The organism is Ignavibacteriales bacterium (assembly GCA_020635255.1).
Classification (GTDB): Bacteria; Bacteroidota; Ignavibacteria; order Tepidaquicellales; family Tepidaquicellaceae; genus JAEYVS01.
In genome coordinates, this window is sequence record JACKAC010000002.1 from 899956 (window position 1) to 919923 (window position 19968).

Here is a 19968-nt window from a genome sequence, read left to right on the forward strand (position 1 = left end):
ATTTGGCTATAGAACTTTCAAAGAGCGAGGCAAAACACCTCGCTCTTTCTTCGCAATTACTTCTTAATACACATCCGGCTAAAACAAAGCAGGATCTGCTGAAGATCATAAAACAGCTGGGCTACATTCAGATAGACACTATCTCTGTTGTAGAGAGAGCTCATAAGCATGTTCTCTGGACGCGCTTCCCGGGTTATAAAAATGAAATTTTAGATGACTTAATAGATAAGGACAGAAAAGTATTTGAATTCTGGGATCACGCCGCGTCATATCTCCCAATGGAGCATTGTAAATACTCACTTCCACGGAAAAGGGCATATAAAAATAGGCATAAAGAGTGGACTTCAAAGAATAAAAAAATGATCAGGTTTGTCCGTGACAGGATAAAGGCAGAAGGTCCGCTGATGTCGAGGGATTTCAAAGATGATACAAAAAGGGGAGTATGGTGGGACTGGAAACCTGCAAAAGATGCCCTCGAATATCTCTTCCATAGCGGTGATCTCATGGTATGGGCAAGGAAGAATTTTCAAAAGGTTTACGATCTGACTGAGAGAGTACTGCCATCAAATGTTGATATTTCTTTTCCTAAGGAGGCCGAATTATCGGAGCATCTTATCCTTAAAGCTATTAATGCAAACGGTATTACCTCTCAAAAAGAAATGACCTATCTGCGCAGGCATCATGAGAAAACTACAAAGTCTGTTATAAACAAATTACTTGAAGAAAAAAAGATCGTTCCTGTTAGTATTAAGGATTCACCTGAGAAGTACTTTTCGACTTCTAAAAACCTAAGATTGGTCAAGAGGCTTAAAGCAAGTAATACAGTTCATATACTTTCTCCATTCGATAATCTAGTCATACAGAGAAAGCGTATGAACTCGCTCTTTGACTTTGACTACGTCATTGAGTGCTATGTGCCTGCTCCTAAGAGGAAATACGGGTATTTTTGCCTTCCTGTATTATATGGAGATAGATTTATTGGACGGTTGGATGCAAAGGCAGACAGGCAAACCGGGGTTTTTAAAGTGATAAATTTCTTTCCGGAAGAGGGGATCAAGATCAATGGTAAGATAAAGACGCTCTTTGATAAAAAGCTTAATGAACTGGCAAAATTTTCCGGATGTGAAAAAGTAGAGTATTAAAACAAGCCCCTTATAGAAGGGGCTTGTTCAATTATATTATTTTGCGATCAAACCTGCAGATCCCGTTGGAAGACCTGTTTCCTCGGTCATATTAATCGTTGTCAAACTCCCATTCCCATTCACCTGGAACGAACTTATGGTACTATTACCTGCATTCAAAGTATAAAGGTAGTTCGAGCCTGAACTGAAAGCCATGTCGATAGGTTTACTTCCGCTTCCCGTAGATCCGGTTTCACCATTGCTATTAAGCAATGTAAGCACTCCGGCAGAATTCATAATGTAACCCGTGATCGAGCCGCTTCCCGTATTTGTTGTGTAAGCGTATTGTCTGTCTTCGGTAATTGCGATCCAGCATGCCGCTGTCTCTGTTGTAAAGATTGGACCCGAAATTAAACCGACATTGGTACCGGATAATGAATATGAAGAAACAGCGCTTGAATCGACTGCTCCTCCGAATGCTTCGGATACGATTATCTGGTTGTCATTTCTGAACTCAAATCCGAAAGGTGTCATTCCAATAGCAGAGTTCACCGTTGGTCCCGTTACTGTTCCGTTACTATTAACGGAATATGACAATATATTGCTTGTACCTTTTTCGGTTACTACGATTGCTGTACCTGAAGGGTTAAATTGTACCTCTGCAGGTCCCGGAGCGGATCCGGTACCGTTGTTACTCAGGTTAGCCGTTGAGTTGGCTATTGCGCTCAGGGTTCCGTCAGAGTTTATCCTGAATCCGGTGATATTTCCGCTTCCGCCGGCATTTAAAACATAAAGCAGATCACCGCTTACAGTTACGCTGATGGGCATTGTTCCTCCCGATGGCGTCGTTGAAACCAGCGATACACCGGTAGCCGAAACTGCAAATCCGGAGATACTATTTGAACCCGCATTTACGACGAATATCATTGATCTGTCGCTATTGAATGTAAGAGCTCCCTGTGATCCAAGTCCCATTCCTGTCCCGGTACCACCGGTGGAATAAGTATTTGTCAGGGTTAGAGTGCCGTCGCCTGCACGGGAATACATCATTAGCTGATTGTCTGAGGGTTGATTAGATTGGGTGTAAACCGCGTCGGGTGTACCCAGGATTGTTGTTACTGCATTATCCGAATCGCAGCCGTAAAAAAGAAATGCGATTAGAAATGAGCATAAGAATGCATAAGAGCATGTTCGTGACATTTCATTCTCCTTTTAAATTAATGTTTTCTTTTCCCTATTAGTACCTTCTATCCCTAAGCATTTGTTTCAATGCTCCCATATAAAAAGTTAATGACTGTGAAGCGTAAATGAAAGGGGATTTTAAAAAAGAATGAAAGTTACCGCAAACAATTAATGATCGAAACTAGTTTCCATTATTGCATGAAAAACTTTACTCACTTGCTTTGCAAGTTTTAATTCCAAACAGGGTGTATAGCGGACACCAGTTTACTACTGCAGTAAATATTGGAATGATCCCGATTAACCCGAACCATCCAACCTGTGGAATTGTAAAACCTGCTATTATAATTGCTAGTCCCAGTATTATTCTGATATACTTATCGGCTTTACCTACGTTCTGTTTCATTGTGTTTTACTCCTTTAGTTAATTTATCTATACAAATTTAACTATGAACCGGAGTAAATCAATGTGACAAAATCACATTTTCGAATATTTTTTTAATCCCGTTTTATCCTTTATTGTGATCTTTCCACGCGAGATATCCAGGATATTATTTTCTTCCATTTCCTTAAGTATCCGCGTGATGACCTCTCGCGAAGTCCCAAGGTCTATGGCTATCTTCTTATGTGTGGTTGTGAGCGCCCCATTTTGATCGGAATTATTGAGTATATAGTCTGAAACCCTGGCATCAACCCTTTTGAATGCTATCTCATTAATAACCATGATCACGTCGGAGAGTCTTCTGGAGAGAATATCGAAGGCATAGTCTCTAAAGGACTGGCAAGAAGTAAACCAATCGCGGATGACTTTTGAGGGTACTAAAATAACTTCAACGTCGTCCTCTGTGACTGCAATTGCAGGAAAATTATTACTTCCCAAGAGACAGGACAGGGTCAAAATGCAGGATTCTCCTATTCCAAATCTATATAGTGTTATCTCTCTGCCTGATTCCCCGGCTTTGAAAACTCTTACTTCTCCCGATAGAACAAAGGAAAAGAAGTTACAGTTATCGTTCTCTAAAAAGACGTATTCTCCTTTTGGGATCTTCTTGTATGTACCATACTTTGAGATATCGTCAACCAATTTTTTGTCAGGATCTTTTAGGAAGGGATACTTTGCGATTATTTGCTGAAGGTGATCCTGGGTCATATGCTTAAATTAAAAAAGCCCCTTTGAAAGGGGCTTTAGTATAGTGCAAGTTAACTAAATTTATTTCCTTTTAAACTTGTCTGTTTCAAGAGTAAATACCAATGATATCCTGTGGGTATTTCCAAGATCTTCATCACCATCGAACTTAGCAAAAGAATAATCTATGTTCAGTTTAGGAAGTTTTACACCCGCGCCAAGAGTTAAATTCCCAAGGTCATTATATCCGGTTCTCACACTGAATACATCCTTGAATGTATATTCGACTCCTGCATGCATATCAAACGAAACAGGTCCGAGATTTGCATTCGCTGAGTTTTCCCTGCCTTCGAACCTAACATCGAAATCAACTGCCGGGGTTAAAACACCATTTAAAAAATCTATCTGATATGCAGTACCCAGTTTAGCTGTTGGAGTTATAGTCTCTTTTTTACCTGTTGACCATGATAGGTATGTTGTGGTTATGTCCTGGAGGTTTGCACCTAGGTAAAACTTTTCAAATGGACTGTACCTCGCTCCTATGTCAAATCCAAGTCCCCAAGCGGAGGCCTCAGCAAGGTCTCTTCTTATTATTTTTAGATTCGCACCGTATGAAAATTTCTCGTTCTGTTTTTTAGCATAAGTAAAGAAAAAAGCATAGTCCGCGGCATTAAAGAAGGTGATTTTATTAGGATCGATCCTTTCGCCGGGGTCCAGAACACCATTTCCATTCAGATCGATGAGAGCGTTTCTTGTATCAGGGATATCATCTACACCCAGTCTTATTATACTGAATCCGAGGGATGAATTTGTGCCAAGAGGAAAACCTACTCCACCGTAGTCATAATTGACAAGGTTTCCAAACCTTTCGTCATGCATCAATGATAATTCGGGATAATTTATATTGGAGAGTGCGGCGGGGTTCCAGTAGCCAGCTGTTACGTCATTTACAACAGCGACATATGCCCCTCCCATTCCAAGCGGGCGTCCGCCTACACCTATTGAGAGAAATTCACCGCCATATTTACTGCTTTCCTGAGCAAAAATGCCAGTTGATGATGTCAGGAGAATTATAGTTATAATCGCAAAAAGCTTAGTCCGATTCATAGTTGAAATTTAGATTCAGAGTAAAATCGTAAACATTAAAACAATAATTCTCCTATTTAATTTCCTAATAATGTTCAATAAATAAAATTAAGTCAAGACATAAAATAATTATTAAAAATATAGCTATTTGGGTTAATCTATAGCAGGAAGAATTTTTGTCCTGACTTCACCAAATCCAATGCGAAAATCGTCTTTTTGGCAATATGCTGTAATGATCACAGTATCACCGTCCTGGAGGAATTTCCTCTCCTGTCCGTTCGGTAGCTTTATTGGCTCAGTTCCTCTCCAGGTGAGCTCCAGCAGACTGCCGTAGCTTGATTTGTCCGGTCCGCTTATCGTACCGGAAGCCATGAGGTCACCGGGCTGGGTATTGCATCCCGTGACTGTATGGTGAGCTAGTTGCTGGGACATACTCCAGTACAGATATTTAAAATTAGATTCGCTGATCCTAACCGGCTCATTCATACCATCCGGCTGTAAGTACACATCCAATATAATATCGTAAGAGTAATTCCTGTCCTCTCTCAGGTAATCGAGTGGTTCTTTCTCAAAATTCGGGCTTGTGGTACGGAATGGCTCCAGTGCTTCGAGAGTTACAACCCATGGTGATACTGATGTAGCAAAATTTTTCGCGTTAAATGGACCGAGGGGCTGGTATTCCCATTTCTGAATATCCCTCGCACTCCAGTCATTGACAATGACCATTCCAAAGATATGATCTTTTGCGTCGGATACTTTTATCGGATGCCCGAGTTTATTTCCCGGTCCGATGAAAAATCCCATCTCTAATTCAAAATCGAGAAGACGCGAATGCCCAAATGATGGGCTTTCTGCATCATCAGCTTTTGTTTGCCCTTTCGGTCGGTGAATATTCTCACCGCTGAGAATAATAGAGCTGGCTCGCCCGTGATAGGCAACAGGTAGGTGAAGCCAGTTAGGCATGAGAGCGTTTTCCTTTCCTCTGAACATGATACCAACATTCGTAGCATGCTCTTTGGAAGAGTAAAAATCCGTATAATCTCCTATCTCCGCAGGAAGTTTCATCACGACTTCTTCCATTGGGATAAAGGCCTTTTCTCTAAGCTCAAGATTATCTTTAAGTACATTATTTTCCTCTACGAGTACCTCCAACAGCCTCTTCCTGACCTGAGACCATGCTTCTTTGCCAAGAGACATAAAGCAATTGAGGAAGGGGTGATTAAAAGGATTATCGTCGGAGATTTTAGTTTCCTGGAAGAAACCATCTTCGTATAAGGCATTTAGATCGAGAACATAATTCCCAATTGCCGTACCTACTCTAAATGAAGAATCATCTTCGCCTTTCTTCTTAAAAACCCCGTAGGGGAGGTTTTGGATAGGGAAGTCCGATCCTTTGTCGACCGGAATAAAAGATGTTAGCTTTGAAATATCGGTCATTAAAGTAAATTTAATTTTTGCAGATCCTCGATGGGTTCGGTGAAGCTACAGCTTCCAAATGAAATTGTCAGGGCTTCTCGTGAGTATTTTATATCTTCAGCGGTTACCCTGTACTTATCCCAGCTAAAATACTCATCGGTGAACTCAAATGTAGCCGGATCTTCCTCTTCTAGGATGTTTATTAGTTCATATTCTGAAATATTATGACGGATGGCTATTGCACCTGCAGCAAATATATTAATAAACCCATGGATTCTTTTCCTAAATTCTTCATCACGATGTCTGAACGGGTGATGGAGTCCGGCTGTAAATTTCAAAGCGATCTGCCTGTTAAGACACTCCCGGATAGTGAAGGCTACTACTTCTGGGAGTGGAAAATCTGCTGCGTTAGTACCGCCGGTTCGCAGTTTAAATCCGGTATTGTAAATGTCTATGTCATGGATCTTAATACCCTCTATCGCAGCGCTAATATCGGTTCTCCATTCACTGCCTGGAGTTGCTTCAAAAAACAGGATCGTGTCCTTGCCAACGCTGTCGGCGACATTCGAAGATACCGTTTCCACAAAATCACCTATATCACCTGAATCCTGTGAAGCGACTAATTCCCGCGGTAATTTAACTTCATAAAACTTTGTCTTTACTTTACCTTCATTATCTGTTAGGAATTTCTTCCATGCTTCGATGTCATTTTTAAAACTATCATTAAAGTCATCGACAGTATCTCCTCCGGTCCCGAGTATAGAGAATCTTAGAGGACCGGCAGTGTTTGCTCCCTGGATCAATTGAGTAAGTTCGTCGAGTTTCTTTGCGGGGATTATGAAGTTGGATAACATCCAGTTATAGTCTCCGGATGTATATTCGATAAAATTCTTGAAGGCCTGGTCCAGCGGGAGGCTTGCGGGAGGGAATAATCCCGCGTAATCAATTAGTCTCTTTAGGAGAGCTTCAAGGCTTTTTGGAGTTATGTTTGACATTTTTCGTATATTTTAACAATCAAACATAACGATTCTAAATCGATATTGAAATTAAAAAAGCCGTGAAGTAGATACTCCACGGCTTAGTGTAAGGGTATAAAGAAGCTTACTTTACTAACAGCATTTTTCTTGTTTGTTTAAATACCTCAGCCTCAAGGCTGTAAAAATACACTCCACTGGCAAACCTATCCCCATTCCAATTTATTCCATATGTACCGGGTGATAAATTTTCATCAATTAAAGTCTCTACCAATTTCCCGGAAATATCGTATATTAATATCCTCACATTACCGCTTTTCGGTATGTCAAATCTAATACTTGTCGAGGGATTGAATGGATTTGGATAATTCTGATATAATGTAAATTTCCCGGGAATAGATGTATTTGTGAATCCAGTACCGGTTAGTGGATTTAAATATTCTATCTCCCTGTAAATAAGAGTTGCCCTGGATAGGGGGGCTAAGTCATTGAATGCGAAACTCCCGGGTTGAGGGTCTTTTTGATAGACCAATGGAATTTTATAATTGAGTATTACTCTTCTATTTAATGAAATATACCTTTCGTCATTGTTACCGGAGGTTATTTGATATGGAGTGCTTACGCCTAATAGATCTGCACTAACAAGGCTGAAGTAAGCGTCCATAGAGTTAAACCCATTCACTGTATCGGTTTGTTTTGGTACGCTATAGCCGACGACTGCATAATGTCCGTTCTGGGTGACCGATAGGGAAGGCCAATCCATTGAACACATGTTTGCTTGGGGACTAACGGCACTCTGCATCGCGCCGGGTATATCAGTATTTCTGGCAACAATTTTATTCTGAGTCCCATTCCTGTTGATCCAGATCTTTGCTGAGGAATAGGATCCATTAGATCCCAGTGTATTGAAGGCTACATAAAAATTACCGTAATCATCATATACTGCATCCAGTCCAATCCACGGAGAACTCGTATCGCCGTCAGAATCTATCTGTGTATCAAAAAGTACGCCTGGGCTTGACCAGTTTGCTCCATAGTCAGTCGATGTCCAATAAAAAATTCTGTTTCCACCAAATGATCCACCCTCGTCATTTATAGGAGTAGTTACTAATAAAGCTTTCCCCGAAGGCCCGGTAGCGCTGGTTAGCCTCATGTTTAAATGAGTAGAAGCACTGGACAGTAAGAACTGCTGAGTGCCGATCCATTGACCGCTATTAGGGTTAAATACCCAGGTTGATAGAGTATCTGTTGCAGAGCTTCCCTGATATGTATTGCCTGAGACAAGTACATTACCATTACTCAATGTATTGACTTGAGGCCAAATAAAATATCTTGGAGCTGGCATTGGATAATGTGTAAACGAACCAAGACCGGGAAAAGCATCTACGTGAATAGCCGTGCCAAGGGGTGATCCTGAATGATTGGCAATAATTGCTGAACCGTTCGAAGCCCCGTTGTTTCCTGCAGTTAAAAAGGCAAATCCGCTTCTTACGTTAGACGGGACTTGTACTTGTGTTTGCCATATTAAACCGCCGTTTGAGCTAAAGGAATATACAGTTCTTCTGCTTGTTTCGATATTTGTGGAATCGATTGCTGTTGTAAATGCTGTATGGATGATACTTTCGCTGACATAGTAAACATGGTGCTTGCAATCCCCGTTTGTCTGCCAATCGTAAAATCCCGATAATGAAGTCATTCGTTCCGGACCTATAGTATATCCTCCGTTTATATCTTCTATAGAATCTTCGAGCTTAATACCCGGACCTTTGTAGGGTATACATGTTACAGCTTTATTATTAGGCTTTAATTGCTGAGACGATTTTTTCTTGTCGATCCTGTCATTTGAGAATGAAGTTCCCTGCAAAAAAATTAGCAGTAGTAATGTTAATGAGAATGTTGATGTTGCCCTCATGGTAGTTTTTTATTTTATTAACAGCATTTTTCTTGTTTGATTAAATCCTTCGGCCTCAAGGTTGTAAAAATACACTCCACTGGCAAACCTATCCCCATTCCAGTTTATTTCGTACGTACCGGGTGATAAACTTTCATCAATTAAAGTCTCTACTAATTTACCGGAAATATCGTAAATTAATATTCTTACATTACCGCTTTTCGGTATGTCAAATCTAATATTTGTCGAGGGATTAAATGGATTTGGGAAATTTTGCTGGAGCTTATATGATTCGGGTATTTGTTCACTTAAGTTGTTTATTATATTTAGTAAAGGAACAGTAAGCTCAATTTCTCTATAAATTAAACTGGAGCGGGAAAGTGGTGCATTATCATTATGATCGGGAGCGGATGTACCCGGTTGTGGATCCTTTTGATAGACTGCTGGAATTTTCCTGTTAAAATCTCCAAACGAGATCCTATTCAATGAAACAAAACGTTCATCGTCCGTTCCATTTGTGATCTGAATGCGGTTATTTGATGGAGAAAGATTTCCCGCATTTGCATAACTAATGTAGATGTCCATAGAATTAAAACCATTTACTGTGTCATTTTGTTTTGCCACGCTATATGCGCAAAAAACAGCATCGCTATATTCCGAAAGAGATATAGAGGGCCAGTCCATCGAACATACATCCTCCATATGGGTTCCAACAGCTGAGGTCATCGCTCCTGTGATTTGTGAATTTTTTACAAGAATCTTGTTTTGTACACCGTTTTTATTCAGCCAGATCTTTGCAGTCGAATATTCTCCACTCAAAGAAACCGTATTAAAAGCAACGAAAAAGTTTCCAACTTTATCATACACTGCGTCGAGTCCTATCCATGGTTTGCTTGTGTCGCCATCAGCATCAATCTGTGTATCATACATTAGGTTTGGACCGGACCAACTAACCCCGTAATTATTGCTAGTCCAATAAAATATCCTGTTTGCGCCGAATGAACCACCATGATCGTAAACAGGTGACATTATGAGAACAGCCTTTCCATTTGGTCCGGTCGCATTTGCAATTCTCATGTCGAAGTGGTCTGAAGCGCCAGACCGAAAAAATTGCGGCTGTCCGATCCATTGACCTGAGCTGGGACGGAAGATTTGTACTGCAAGAGTGTCTGTCGAAACATTATCATTATAGGTTTTTCCCGACACAAGCACATTTCTATTGTCCATTAGATTTGCCTGCGGCCATATGTAATTCCGAACGGAATTTGATGGATAATAAGTAAAAGACCCTAATCCGGGAAATGCATCTGTATGGATATATGATTTTACGGGACCCCCGTAGTGATTTACTATTACTGCTTGAGGTCCAATTAAACCGCTGTCGACCGTGAGGTATCCGTAACCGCTTCTACCCGGTGGAACAATTGCTGAAAGGTCCCAGTTAAGCCCCCCATTACTGCTAAATGAATACCTCGTTTGCCGGCTGGGATTGACCTGAAGCGAATCCGTAGATGTCATGTAGATTGCATGTAAGATAGATCCGTTAAAGTAATAAATTTGTCTTTTGCAGTCCCCATTCGTCTGCCAATCATAAAAACCCGAAAGCCCGGTTATGGGTATCTCGGGACCAATGGAAACATTATCTAAGATTTTTGATCCTTCAATATGTATATCCGGACCATTATAAAATACAAGGTTCTCTCTATTTTTTGTTTTATTGTTTGTTATACCGGCTAGGGGACTTAGTGAAATTAAAAAAAGGATCAGAATTATTCTTGTAATTAAGTAGTTCATTTAGATGAATTTTACTTTATCAATAGCATTTTTCTTGTTTGATTATATCCTCCTGCTTCAAGGCTGTAAAAATACACCCCACTGGCAAAACCGTCTGCATTCCATTGGACCTCATACGTTCCTGCTGAAAGTTTCTTATTAACCAAAACCTCGATCAATTTTCCCGCTACATCATATATTGAAATTTTGACATTACCACTATTCGCAATACCAAACCTAATGTTCGTGGATGGATTAAACGGATTCGGATAATTTTGGTATAGCCGGAATGCTTCTGGTACGGTATTATTTACTTGGTTTATGTCGGTTACTCCTCCGGTCGTAGTTCTGTAAATAATACCCAGGTTTCCGCCTGCCCATCCGTGGAGAGAATCAATAAAAAATAATGAATATGTTGATGAGAGTGATTGCTGTGAGAAACTGACTCCACCATCTGTTGTCTTGAAAATACCATTTGCTGCTGCTGACCAGCCCGTGTTGAAATTTATAAACCTGGGGAGAGAGCCCGGATCCAAGAGTGTTGAATCCCATGTCTGACCTCCGTTTGTTGACCGGAGTATTAATCTGCCTTGGTTTACAGGGAAATTGGTTTTCCCGGATACAATTATATTATCATTATCTATGTGAAATATTGAATAAAGGTTTAAACCGTTTCGTGAATAGATACGGCTCCAGGTATTCCCCGCATTTGTAGTCTTCATTACAGTGGCGGTATCATGACCTGTGTCATCGGTGTATTTAGTGGTGACCCATCCGGTATTATTATCTTTAAATTTTACATCCAGGTAAACATGAGTTTGCGTGAGTAACGAGTTCCAGGCAGAGCCGAATGAAGTGCTTTTATAAAAGAATCCCTGTGACCCGCTTCCATTACCGCCATCTCCAAGCATAAATCCGAGTATGGGCGTTTTAAGATATATGTTACTTATATAGCTCTGATCTATAATACCGTAGAATAATGAATCCCAGGTATTGCCCCCATTTGTAGTACCTACCAGGTAATAATAATTAAGAGCAAAAAGATTTCGTGATCCGCCTGCACACCACCCGGTATTTTCGTCAATAAACGATAGTAAGTTCAATTTGTAATTTGAATTCGAAAACTGAATGGTCCAGGTGATACCGCCGTCCGTACTTTTAATTATCTTGCCGCTTGCAAATACAGCCCAACCTGTCATTGAATTAACAAAATATATATTGCTTGCTTGCTCGGATATTGGAGTCTGATAGCCTATCCAGCCGTCTATGCTATACGCGTTTGAAAAACTTAAAATTATTATTAGAGTTAGTATTATTTTTTTCATATTCTTACCTTATTAAAAGCATTTTTCTTGTTTCCTTAAACCCCTCCGCCTCGAGCGAGTAAAAATATACCCCGCTGGGATAGTTTTCTGCATTCCAGTTAACCTCATAAACACCCGGGGACAGATACTTATTAACAATTAGAGTTACTAATTTTCCTGAAATGTCATTGATAGAAACTGTAACATTACCTGACGATGGAACTTCAAATTTGAAACTTGTTGAAGGATTAAATGGGTTTGGATAATTCTGATATAGCGTAAATGATTTAGGAAAAGCATTCCCAATATTCTCAATACTGGTTAGGGAAGTATCTCCTATCAAAACTCCGTTTATTATCCCACCCTGGAATGAATAATAAACCTCACACGATGGGTCTCCATTACAGCAAGTGAATATCCCAATGTTTTTTTTATATGTAGTATTTCTTACGGTTAATGAATTATGTGAGAATGAAATGATGGAATCATTCCTTAATGTACAGACTTCCTCATAAAGTACGCAGAAATTATTACTGGAAAGCGTATCTCCTGCATTTGATGAAAGGCTGTCTACTAGTTTATTGAAAGGATATTCTAAACATTGTGAGTTAGCTCTGTACTGAAGAAAATTGCCCGTAGTTGAATCATATCTGTAGTACCCGTTATCAAGTTGGGGAAATCCTTGGAAATAAAAATATCTTTTACCATTATAAGTATTTTCCTGAATAATCCGGCTGGTTATTAACTCAGAGAAGTTTATCCCATATCTTTTGTAAACAAAATAATCACCCACATGCATAGGAATGAATTTAGCATTAATCGTATCTTGAGAGTATGTATCGGAAGCGCCAAGTATAACTAAAAGCAGTAAAATTTTTTTCAATTTTTACCCTCCATTTTTGCGGGAGCAATGATGGAATGAATACAACTCTTCTTAAACTTAACTATAGATGGCAGTAGTCAGAGTTATTATTTCAATATTCTCAAAATAACCCTAAATGTCAATAAGTTTTGTATTAAATTAATGTATTGTAATACATTAATTGCATTTTTATATTGCATTTTCACATTTTTAGCGCAATTAGTATTAGATGAGATTAACCCAATTTTTCTTACCGACAGTAAAGGAAGACCCGACTGAAGCCGTAGTAGCTTCGCATAAGCTGATGATACGTTCCGGTATGATACGCCAGGTAACCGCCGGTGTTTATTCATATCTTCCCCTGGGAAAGATTGTCTTCGATAAAGTAGAAAAGATACTCCGTGAAGAGATGAATGCAATCGGCGGGAATGAGTTCTACCTGCCGGCGCTTGCCCCGAATGAACTCTGGGCGCAGAGCGGACGCCTCGATGAGTACGGCGATCTTATATTTCGCATCAAGAACCGCGAAATGGTTCTCTGCCCAACGCACGAAGAGATATTCACTTCCATTGCAAAGCCAAATCTTATCTCTTATAAAGATCTTCCGCAGATGTGGTATCAAATACAAAATAAATTCCGCAACGAGGAGCGTCCGCGCGCAGGTCTCCTTCGCGGCAGGCAGTTCACTATGAAAGACGCTTACTCATTCGATGCTACATGGGAAGGGCTCGACGAGTCTTATGACAAACAGGAACAAGCTTATAGAAATATTTTTACCCGCTCCGGGTTGAAATTCTTCTCCGTTAAAGCGCACAGCGGTGCGATGGGAGGAAGTGAGTCAGTTGAGTTCATGGTCGAAGCCGCCGCAGGTGAAGACTATGTCGCAGTTAATGATGACGGAAGCTACGCTGCTAATGTGGAAGTAGCTGTTTCAGTTGCAGAGGTTACTCCAAGAAAAGACACTAACCTAGCTTATGAAAAATTCCATACTCCGAATATTAAGTCTATTGACGAGCTGGCGGACTTTCTAAAGATAGATGATAAATCCCGCCTTGCCAAATCCAGAGTATTTGTGATAGCCGGTGAAGATAAAAAAGATGAGTATCTTCTTGTCCTTGTCAGGGGGGATGATGAAGTAAATGAAGCCAAATTACAGACGTTGTTCGGAGGCGGCATAAGACCTGCTCATCCCGAGGAATTGCCGGCAATTTCCGGTGCTGACGCGGGTTCCATAGGACCGATTGGTTTTAAAAATAAAAGCGTCAAAGTAATAGCGGACCTTAGGCTTCAGGATGCCGATGAACTTGTAAGCGGAGCCAATGAAAACGATTACCACATAAAAAATATAGACCTTAAACGCGACGTTCCGGGTATCGAGTATAAGGACATACGTGTGGTTAAGGAAGGTGAAGGCTCAATAGATGGAAAAGGCAACCTGAGACTGGTGAAAGCGATAGAGGTGGGGCACATATTCAAGCTTGGTACGAAGTATGCCGAAGCAATGGGTGCTAAATATCTCGACGAGAACGGAAAAGAGAACGTGATTATCATGGGCAGTTACGGCATCGGTGTCGAAAGGATTGCTGCTTCATACATCGAACAGAATCATGACGAGAACGGAATTGTATGGGAAGGTGAACTTGCGCCGTTCGATGTTTCACTCATCTGTGTAAATACAAACAAAGATGATGTTGTAAATACTTGCGAAGAATTATATAAAGAGTTACAGTCGCAGGGATTGGATGTATTATATGACGACAGAATGGACGTCCGCCCCGGATTTAAGTTCGCCGATGCCGATCTTGTTGGACTGCCGGTGCATGTGATAGTCGGTGAAAAAAATCTCAAAGACGGTAAGATCGAGATCAAACTCCGCAGATCAGGAGATCGCATGCTGGTTGGTAAGGGCGAAGTGATATCAAAAGTAAAGGAGCTACTGAAAAAATAATGTCGGCAAAGATTTCGAGAATATTCAAACGAGAGTACGTACTTGCTTCAAAGTCCGCGCGAAGAGTTGCTCTTTTAAATCAGCTTGGGCTAAATTTTATTTCAATTGACAGCAATATAAATGAAAAAGAGGGAAGTAACCTTAAACCTCTCGACGTAATAAAATATAACGCTCTTCATAAATCCAGGAAAGTAGCTTTTGAATTCGAGAATAGGGTAGTGATCGGCGCGGATACGGTGGTTGTCTTGAATAAAGAAATGATAGGAAAGCCTAATAACCAAAAACAGGCAGTTGAGTTTCTGAAGAAGCTAAGTGGTAAAATGCACTACGTTTATACAGGTTTTAATATTATCGACACTAAGTCAGGCAAGGAAAGATTTGATTACGAGCGCACATCGGTTCATTTTAGGAAGCTAAGTATTGAAGAAATAGCATATTACGTTAAAAATTTCAAGCCTATTGATAAGGCAGGAGCTTATGGAATACAGGACGATTTTGGGTGTTTATTCATAGATAAAATAAATGGAGATTACTATAATGTAGTCGGTCTTCCGCTCAGGAAGCTATACTTAAATTTAATGGAGATATTATAGAATACTTACTACGGTTGGACTTTTTTATTAAACAGACATAGAGCGTTTGTTTTCTAAATATAAAAAGAAAATACTTTTTTCAGCCGTAGCAGGTGCGTTGATTTTTCTCGCCTTTAGTGTCTATGCGGACTTTGATAAGCTTCTTGATGCCTTCAAAGAGTTTAACTGGTTATTTTTCCCACTCATTCTAGTGCTTTCATTCCTCAATTACATTTTCCGTTTTTCTAAATGGGAATACTACAGAAGGATTCTCGATATCAAGCTAACTACTGGGAAAAGTTTTCTTATTTTTCTTTCTGCATTTGTAATGAGCGTTACGCCGGGCAAAATGGGTGAAGTATTGAAATCATATCTGCTAAAAGAAGAAAACGGTACTCCAGTCTCAAAGTCTGCTCCTATTGTGGTTGCTGAGAGGCTTACTGATTTTATTTCGATCGTTTTCCTGTGTATAGTTGGGGCTTTTGTATTTGACTATGGACAGACTATAATAATGATCGTAGGCGTGGTCTTTATCAGCTTGACTTTGCTTATCAGCTGGAAAAAAGCATGCTTATACTTTATTTCTCTTTTGGAGAAGATAAAATTCTTATCAAAACATGTCGAAAAATTCCACACGGCATATGACAGCATTTATAGGCTGGTGAGAATAAAGCCTTTGTTGATCGCGACGGTGATAAGTGTAGTCTCTTGGTTTTTTGAATGTCTTGGCTTTTATATAGTGCTGAATGTCTTTTCCTCTGCTACGAATATCGAGGTTAGTTTGCTGACAGCTACGTTCATTTATGGATTTTCTACTCTTATCGGTGCGATAGCAATGTTGCCGGGTGGATTGGGAGTTACGGAAGCGTCTCTTACCGGATTGCTCCAGATCCTCAAAATACCCAAAAATATCTCTGTCGCGTCGACGATTATTATTAGGGTTGCAACACTCTGGTTTGCGGTAGTTGTCGGGATTTTTGCAGTTATTATTTATCAGAGACTTACACATAGGGATTTAGAGGAGATTCAAGTGCCAAATCAGGCATAAATGAGCAATATTTAATCACTTGAAGAAATATTAATATAACAATAACTTTAAAATTCTTAAGTTTTTAATAGATTATGGACGAAGAAAAAAATACTTCGACTGACCAAAAAAAGATAAGGATTATTATCGGCAAAGTCGGGCTCGATGGGCATGATAGAGGTGCAAAAGTTATTGCAGCAGCCTTCCGCGACGCGGGAATGGAGGTGATCTATACCGGACTCAGGCAGACCCCTGAAACCATCGTTGAAGCTGCGCTGCAGGAGGATGCGGATGCTATTGGGATTAGCATTCTTAGTGGGGCGCACATGACGATTTTCCCAAAGGTTAAGAAGCTAATGGACGAAAAGGGGATGACCGATGTGCTTCTATTTGGAGGCGGTATTATTCCGGATCAGGATATTGAGGAATTAAAGAAAATGGGAGTGGGGAATCTATTTACTCCCGGAACGCCTACATACGAGACGATCGATTACGTTCGTAACTGGGTGAGTGAACATAGAAAAAACAATTAAAGCATTAATGGGCAAAACCGAACCGGTAAAATTTGGTACTGACGGCTGGCGTGCTGTGATTGGTGAAAGTTATACCTTCGACAATGTAAAAAGGGTATCACTTGCTGTAGCTAGAAAATTCAAAGATCATCCTAAAATATCCAATGGAATAGTTATTGGATATGATACGAGGTTCCTTGGAAAACAATTCGCGTACGCGGCTGCAGAAGTTTTTGCGAACGAAGGAATAAAAGTCTTACTGACGGACACTTTTGTAACAACTCCAACCGTATCTCTTCTTGCGAGAGACAAGAACCTTCCGTTGGGTGTAATGATAACAGCATCACACAATCCATTCAAATATAATGGGTACAAGCTAAAAGACGAATTTGGTGGCTCGATGAATCCCGATAAAATAAAGGAGATCGAGGCAGAACTGAGTTCTATTGGGGAAGTTCCATCTGTTAAGACATCGGATGAATTGATTGAGGACGGAATCATTGAGTATTTTGACGGACGTGGATACTTCATTGATTACCTGAAAAAAGGTATAGATATCAGAAGCATTGTTGATTCGGGTATTAAAGGCATTTATGACACTATGTTTGGTGCCGGGCAAAATACTGTGAATGAATTTATGAAGATCGAACAGCTTCACAACGAGATAAATCCTTCCTTTCCTATTAATGGAGTTCCTGGCGGTGCACCTGAACCCATAGAGAAAAATCTCAATGACATTACCGGCATAATGAAAGACAAGGGTGATTATAATATCGGAATTGTAACGGACGGTGATGCAGACAGAATAGCTATAATTGACGAGAAGGGAAATTTTCTTGATGCTCAGAAGATGTTTGCTTTATTGTTGATGTATCTTCACAAAACAAAGGGTTTGACCGGTAAGGTAGTGAGGAGTTTCTCCACCAGCGAGTTGATCCAAAAATATTGCGAGAAATACGGTCTGGACGTTGTAGTTGTGCCAATTGGATTTAAGCATATTTCGAAATATATGATCGAGGATGATGTTATGATTGGCGCTGAAGAAAGTGGAGGTATCGGAATAAAAGGACACCTTCCGGAAAGGGATGGGGTTTATAATGGACTGATGTATATGGAGATGATAGCAAAAACTGGCAAAAGTATCACAGAGCTTAAGAAAGAGTTAGAGGACGAGTTTGGAAAGTATTTTTATAAGAGGATTGATGTACATACCACAGATGAAAAAAAGAATGAAACATTAAAGAAATGTTCGGAAATAAAACCCGGTGATATGATTGCCGGTAAGGAAGTTCTAAAAGTTGAGGATCTGGACGGCTATAAACTCTTCTTTGATAACGGCTGGGTTATAATAAGAGCCTCTGGCACGGAGCCACTTCTGAGATTTTACTGCGAGACTTACAATACAGATGACACTCAACAAGTTTTGGAAAGCACAATAGCAAATTTCAATCTATAATGAATATGAAAAGATTAATTTTATTAATGGGAATGTTAGCTTTTGTTAGCAGCTATTCCATGGCTCAACTGGGAAATCAAAACAACAATAGCTCAAGTGATGATCCTCTTCAAAAGATGCTTCAACAAGAAGGGGGACAACTTCCTTCAAGTAGAATAAACGCGGATGCCCCCGAATTATTTGGCTCTATTTCTGATGCAAATGTCCATACCCAACTGACACCACTTGAAGGAGCGATCGATCCCGATAAATATATTGTGGGACCAAATGACCTGTTTAATTTTGGTATATACGGTTATATAAATCAGCAGGTACCGGTGTATGTATTACCTGAAGGGGTGGTTGTGATACCAACTGTAGGTGAAGTATATGTAAATGGATTAACACTGAGAGAAGCTAAAGAAAAGGTTGTCGCTGCTACTAAAAAGAGGTACTATTCAAGTGACGTGAGCTTTGCCCTCACTTCTCCTAGGGTGTTTGTTGTAAAAGTTTCGGGTATGGTGCAGAGCTCTTATGAGGTAAATTCAGTTACTAGACCTTCGGAGATACTTAAAAGGCTTTATTTTGATACAACAAATGTTTCGAGAGCTTCCTACCAAAAAAATAATGAGAGAGAGGTATTCATTCCTCAGCTCTCCCTAAGGAATATTGAGCTGATTAGAAAGAACGGAAGCACTGTAAAAGTTGATATCTATAAATATTTTATGACCGGAGATGATAAATATAATCCCTATATGCTTGAAGGCGACAGATTGAAACTAACTAGTATACAGGCTGACAGAAATTATATCACGATTACAGGAGGAGTCCAATTACCGGGATCATATGAATATTCTTCAGGAGATGATCTTGAGACTGTCGTCGGATTGGGGCGCGGATTCCTGACAGATGCCGAACCTGATAGCATTGTCTTGTTCAGGCCTTCCTTGACCGCTTCAAAAGGGTTTGAAGTATATAATTTATCTTATAAAGATGATAAAGACTTTGATATAAAAAATTATGATAGGGTGTTTGTAAAATTTAAGCCTGATTATTATAAGAAGGGTACTGTGCTTGTAATTGGGGAAGTGGAAAGACCCGGGTTCTATCCGGTCTCTTTTAAAGAAACAAGAGTTAAAGACGCAATAGAGATGGCAGGTGGTTTTACAAAGAATGCCTACCTGCCTCTTTCAACGATTTTTAGGGATTACGATGAAGAATATACTGCAAATGATACGCTGGAAGTCTGGGTAAATCAAAGAGCAAATGATCTCATAATCTCCAATCAGGACCAACTAAATTTTTCACAAGATGTACAGGCAAGAAGGAATCGTGTCATAATTGATTTTCCAAAATTGTATAAGGACAATGATCTTTCACAAAATGTAATTCTTGAGGACAAAGATATCATTTATGTTAACGACAACAAGAATATTGTATATGTCTATGGACAGGTCAATAACGAAGGATATGTTCCGTATAAAGAAGGTGAAGATTATATGTATTATATAAATAAGGCGGGCGGTTTTTCATTAGCCGCAGAAGAGGGCAATGTACGGGTGATCAAATTTAACTCACGGGGTTGGTATAAGCCCGACGATATCGAGATTCAATCTGGGGATTTTGTTTATGTACCTAAAGTAGTTAAAGAAGAATTTAAGGATGTTATAAGTGTTATAGCCCAGGTAGCCGGCGTGGTTATCGGGGTAATAACTACGTTTATATTAATTAGCAGGGATTAA

Annotated in this window: 17 protein-coding genes; 7 read left to right on the top strand and 10 right to left on the bottom strand. The window is 39.9% G+C overall.

Features of this window, described 5'->3' with window-relative positions:
* Positions 1-2: 2 nt before the first annotated feature.
* Positions 3-1142, top strand: a complete 1140-nt coding sequence (locus H6614_11975; protein MCB9244383.1) for a YcaQ family DNA glycosylase — start codon at positions 3-5, stop codon at positions 1140-1142.
* Between the two features lie 36 nt (positions 1143-1178).
* On the opposite strand, the gene H6614_11980 is transcribed toward H6614_11975, so the two are convergent.
* From H6614_11980 to H6614_12025, 10 genes are all read right to left on the bottom strand, one after another.
* A complete protein-coding gene (locus H6614_11980) occupies positions 1179-2321 on the bottom strand; it encodes a beta-propeller fold lactonase family protein (GenBank protein MCB9244384.1) in 1143 nt (380 codons plus the stop codon).
* A gap of 190 nt (positions 2322-2511) precedes the next feature.
* Positions 2512-2706 carry a DUF2892 domain-containing protein gene (locus H6614_11985; GenBank protein ID MCB9244385.1) on the bottom strand — a complete coding sequence of 65 codons (195 nt, stop codon included), beginning with the start codon at positions 2704-2706 and terminating at the stop codon, positions 2512-2514.
* Between the two features lie 72 nt (positions 2707-2778).
* Positions 2779-3450: a Crp/Fnr family transcriptional regulator gene (locus tag H6614_11990; protein MCB9244386.1), complete on the bottom strand. Its 672-nt coding sequence runs from the start codon at positions 3448-3450 to the stop codon at positions 2779-2781.
* 60 nt (positions 3451-3510) lie between these two features.
* Complete coding sequence (locus tag H6614_11995; protein MCB9244387.1) at positions 3511-4533, bottom strand: PorV/PorQ family protein; 1023 nt, start codon at positions 4531-4533, stop codon at positions 3511-3513.
* A 132-nt stretch (positions 4534-4665) separates the two neighbouring features.
* Positions 4666-5949 carry a fumarylacetoacetase gene (gene fahA / locus H6614_12000; GenBank protein ID MCB9244388.1) on the bottom strand — a complete coding sequence of 428 codons (1284 nt, stop codon included), beginning with the start codon at positions 5947-5949 and terminating at the stop codon, positions 4666-4668.
* A complete protein-coding gene (locus H6614_12005) occupies positions 5949-6923 on the bottom strand; it encodes a hypothetical protein (protein MCB9244389.1) in 975 nt (324 codons plus the stop codon). Before H6614_12005 ends, fahA begins: the two co-directional genes overlap by 1 nt.
* Before the next feature lie 106 nt (positions 6924-7029).
* Positions 7030-8814 carry a T9SS type A sorting domain-containing protein gene (locus tag H6614_12010; GenBank protein ID MCB9244390.1) on the bottom strand — a complete coding sequence of 595 codons (1785 nt, stop codon included), beginning with the start codon at positions 8812-8814 and terminating at the stop codon, positions 7030-7032.
* Positions 8815-8823: 9 nt separating this feature from the next.
* Positions 8824-10587 (bottom strand): T9SS type A sorting domain-containing protein, encoded by a 1764-nt coding sequence (locus H6614_12015; protein MCB9244391.1) that lies wholly within the window; start codon positions 10585-10587, stop codon positions 8824-8826.
* Between the two features lie 11 nt (positions 10588-10598).
* Entirely contained in the window at positions 10599-11891 is a 1293-nt protein-coding gene (locus H6614_12020) for a T9SS type A sorting domain-containing protein (protein MCB9244392.1), read from the bottom strand.
* Positions 11892-11895: 4 nt separating this feature from the next.
* On the bottom strand, positions 11896-12753 hold the full coding sequence (locus tag H6614_12025) for a T9SS type A sorting domain-containing protein (protein ID MCB9244393.1): 858 nt from the start codon (positions 12751-12753) through the stop codon (positions 11896-11898).
* Between the two features lie 208 nt (positions 12754-12961).
* On the opposite strand from H6614_12025, the gene H6614_12030 reads away from it, so the two are divergent.
* From H6614_12030 to H6614_12055, 6 genes are all read left to right on the top strand, one after another.
* A complete protein-coding gene (locus tag H6614_12030; GenBank protein ID MCB9244394.1) occupies positions 12962-14680 on the top strand; it encodes a proline--tRNA ligase in 1719 nt (572 codons plus the stop codon).
* Complete coding sequence (gene maf, locus H6614_12035; GenBank protein MCB9244395.1) at positions 14680-15273, top strand: septum formation protein Maf; 594 nt, start codon at positions 14680-14682, stop codon at positions 15271-15273. Before H6614_12030 ends, maf begins: the two co-directional genes overlap by 1 nt.
* A gap of 46 nt (positions 15274-15319) precedes the next feature.
* The gene (locus H6614_12040; GenBank protein MCB9244396.1) at positions 15320-16300 is read left to right on the top strand and encodes a flippase-like domain-containing protein; all 981 of its coding nucleotides are present in this window, start codon (positions 15320-15322) and stop codon (positions 16298-16300) included.
* Positions 16301-16374: 74 nt separating this feature from the next.
* Positions 16375-16812 carry a cobalamin B12-binding domain-containing protein gene (locus H6614_12045; protein ID MCB9244397.1) on the top strand — a complete coding sequence of 146 codons (438 nt, stop codon included), beginning with the start codon at positions 16375-16377 and terminating at the stop codon, positions 16810-16812.
* Positions 16790-18247 carry a phosphoglucomutase/phosphomannomutase family protein gene (locus tag H6614_12050; protein ID MCB9244398.1) on the top strand — a complete coding sequence of 486 codons (1458 nt, stop codon included), beginning with the start codon at positions 16790-16792 and terminating at the stop codon, positions 18245-18247. Before H6614_12045 ends, H6614_12050 begins: the two co-directional genes overlap by 23 nt.
* A gap of 5 nt (positions 18248-18252) precedes the next feature.
* Positions 18253-19968, top strand: coding sequence for an SLBB domain-containing protein (locus H6614_12055; GenBank protein ID MCB9244399.1), 1716 nt, complete (start codon positions 18253-18255; stop codon positions 19966-19968).

What these genes read in the sequence shown, in the direction of transcription:
- H6614_11980 (MCB9244384.1), bottom strand. Translation starts at nt 2,321, where the DNA reads ATGTCACGAACATGCTCTTATGCATTCTTATGCTCATTTCTAATCGCA.
- H6614_11985 (MCB9244385.1), bottom strand. Translation starts at nt 2,706, where the DNA reads ATGAAACAGAACGTAGGTAAAGCCGATAAGTATATCAGAATAATACTG.
- H6614_11990 (MCB9244386.1), bottom strand. Translation starts at nt 3,450, where the DNA reads ATGACCCAGGATCACCTTCAGCAAATAATCGCAAAGTATCCCTTCCTA.
- H6614_11995 (MCB9244387.1), bottom strand. Translation starts at nt 4,533, where the DNA reads ATGAATCGGACTAAGCTTTTTGCGATTATAACTATAATTCTCCTGACA.
- fahA (MCB9244388.1), bottom strand. Translation starts at nt 5,949, where the DNA reads ATGACCGATATTTCAAAGCTAACATCTTTTATTCCGGTCGACAAAGGA.
- H6614_12005 (MCB9244389.1), bottom strand. Translation starts at nt 6,923, where the DNA reads ATGTCAAACATAACTCCAAAAAGCCTTGAAGCTCTCCTAAAGAGACTA.
- H6614_12010 (MCB9244390.1), bottom strand. Translation starts at nt 8,814, where the DNA reads ATGAGGGCAACATCAACATTCTCATTAACATTACTACTGCTAATTTTT.
- H6614_12015 (MCB9244391.1), bottom strand. Translation starts at nt 10,587, where the DNA reads ATGAACTACTTAATTACAAGAATAATTCTGATCCTTTTTTTAATTTCA.
- H6614_12020 (MCB9244392.1), bottom strand. Translation starts at nt 11,891, where the DNA reads ATGAAAAAAATAATACTAACTCTAATAATAATTTTAAGTTTTTCAAAC.
- H6614_12030 (MCB9244394.1), top strand. Translation starts at nt 12,962, where the DNA reads ATGAGATTAACCCAATTTTTCTTACCGACAGTAAAGGAAGACCCGACT.
- maf (MCB9244395.1), top strand. Translation starts at nt 14,680, where the DNA reads ATGTCGGCAAAGATTTCGAGAATATTCAAACGAGAGTACGTACTTGCT.
- H6614_12045 (MCB9244397.1), top strand. Translation starts at nt 16,375, where the DNA reads ATGGACGAAGAAAAAAATACTTCGACTGACCAAAAAAAGATAAGGATT.
- H6614_12055 (MCB9244399.1), top strand. Translation starts at nt 18,253, where the DNA reads ATGAAAAGATTAATTTTATTAATGGGAATGTTAGCTTTTGTTAGCAGC.